This is a genomic window from Ureibacillus xyleni (assembly GCF_900217795.1).
Lineage (GTDB): Bacteria > Bacillota > Bacilli > Bacillales_A > Planococcaceae > Ureibacillus > Ureibacillus xyleni.
Genome location: NZ_OBMQ01000028.1, coordinates 1 through 1,843, shown reverse-complemented (window position 1 = coordinate 1,843; position 1,843 = coordinate 1). Strand labels below are relative to the sequence as shown.

1 protein-coding gene is annotated in these 1,843 nt (G+C 38.8%); it reads right to left on the bottom strand.

The annotated features are described in order from the left end of the window. Window positions 1-271: 271 nt before the first annotated feature. Window positions 272-1,699: a DDE-type integrase/transposase/recombinase gene (locus CRO00_RS19790; RefSeq protein WP_097075401.1), complete on the bottom strand. Its 1,428-nt coding sequence runs from the start codon at window positions 1,697-1,699 to the stop codon at window positions 272-274. Between the last annotated feature and the right edge of the window lie 144 nt (window positions 1,700-1,843).

Here is a 1,843-nt window from a genome sequence, read left to right as displayed (position 1 = left end):
GGTAGTGTCAAAACTTCTATGAAAAATTGAAAAACACAAGGTATTGGGCGATAAGTACTCTCCGAACGAGGGGACAATCGCTCTTGACAAACATTCCGAAAAGGTTGCGCCCATATTTTTGAGGGCGAAGGGGAAAAAGTAGGCACACCAAATAACCCTCGCCAAATACCAATTTTAACCTTTTCTCCATTCGGTTTGTCAAGAGTTCGCTACGCCGATTGTCATTCGTATGTAGTTATTTGAGGGCTCTGCTAAAAAAAGTAGGCTGCGGTTATTTCGTTAACTCCAATTGGGCCAGTTCAATCAGTTTTGTCCAACGTGCTGGCATATGTGGCATCTGGTCCAACTCTGGAATCATGACCGGCACACGCTTTTCCAGCTTTGCATGCGGTCGAAGGAAATTAAAATAGGCCACAAACATCGTCACAAACGATACCGAGCCAGCTTCGGAACCAAAGCCTGTTGTCGCACGGTAATGCCCTTTAAATGTCCGGTTTAGACGTTCGATAATTTGTTTCAACCAACGATATTCGGCTGACACTGGATCTTCGTTCGTTAAGCCTATCACTTGTGTCACATCAAACCAAATGTCATGTTGTGCGAAAAAGTGTTGTGCTAATAAGTAAATGGGGTTGCCATCCACGATTAAATTCAGGTTTTCGGGAATCTCCTTGAACTTTTGTAAAACATCATCGATTGCTTTAATGGCAGACAATGTATCGCGATTAGGCGAAACACGGTAAGAGAGAATAACTTTTTTCGCCGCATCAAAGAAAAAGAATAAGTAATGCCATTTCCCATTAACCCGAATATACGTTTCGTCGCCACAAAATTGATCGGACAGTTCATAAGGATAACCATCAACGAAGGGCTTCATCAAGATGGAGACACTGTTCACGTAATTTAATATCGTTTGATGTGAAATGGAAACATTATGTATGTCTTGCATAATCGCTGCTGTTTTCCGTGCTGAAATACCGTAATTCACATGGTATGTCAAAATCAATCCAAGTGTATGGGATGACGTATGAATCCGTGATAAATCTACACGTGGTTTTACTGGTGATGCTGGAGATAAAGGTTGATAATCAAACAAAAATTCACGATAAATATAACGCACTTTAAACGCCTGTGGATCTTGTTTAAATCGGGTCTTTTCTTCCTTACTCATTCGACCTATATTGGATAAATAATAGGAACACTGATTATTTTTACACTTCCAAATGTGAAAATCTTTTCGCTCTTTAATTTTCTCTAAGGTCTTCATACAGTGGGGGCAACGAAGAATAGCCTCTTTCTGATAGCGACTTTTTTGATTAAATAAGCAATCACATACCTTACATTGATATTGTCCTTTTGCACCATTATTCGCATACAAATACGAGGAAGGTGCACCACACTTAGGACAACAGAGGTTTTCAGGTACTTTTGATTTGGACTTGGCGTGTCGTCTTACAGGCTTTAATTCTTTGCCATGTTCATGGAAGTAGGCGATTAGTAAATCCTGAAAGGATGCTTTTTCAGGTTGATACAGAATGGGTAACTTATCAACTTGTAACTTGCGGTATTCTTTATTAATTGGCTGTTCAGGACGCACACTTCCAACAGCCTTACCAAATATTATCACCATTAATATTTTAATTATTTTTTCTTGGTACTTGATAAATTCAATTAAATACGCTAATAATTGAGGGTACAAACTTGTCACTTCCTTTTTGGGTAGTTGTGTGGTGTGGTAACCTCAACTAACATCAAAATTCAGGGGGTGGCAAGTTTTTTTGCATAAAAGACTGTAAAACCAACGATTATTAGCGATTTATATATATAAGTTTTGACAATACGA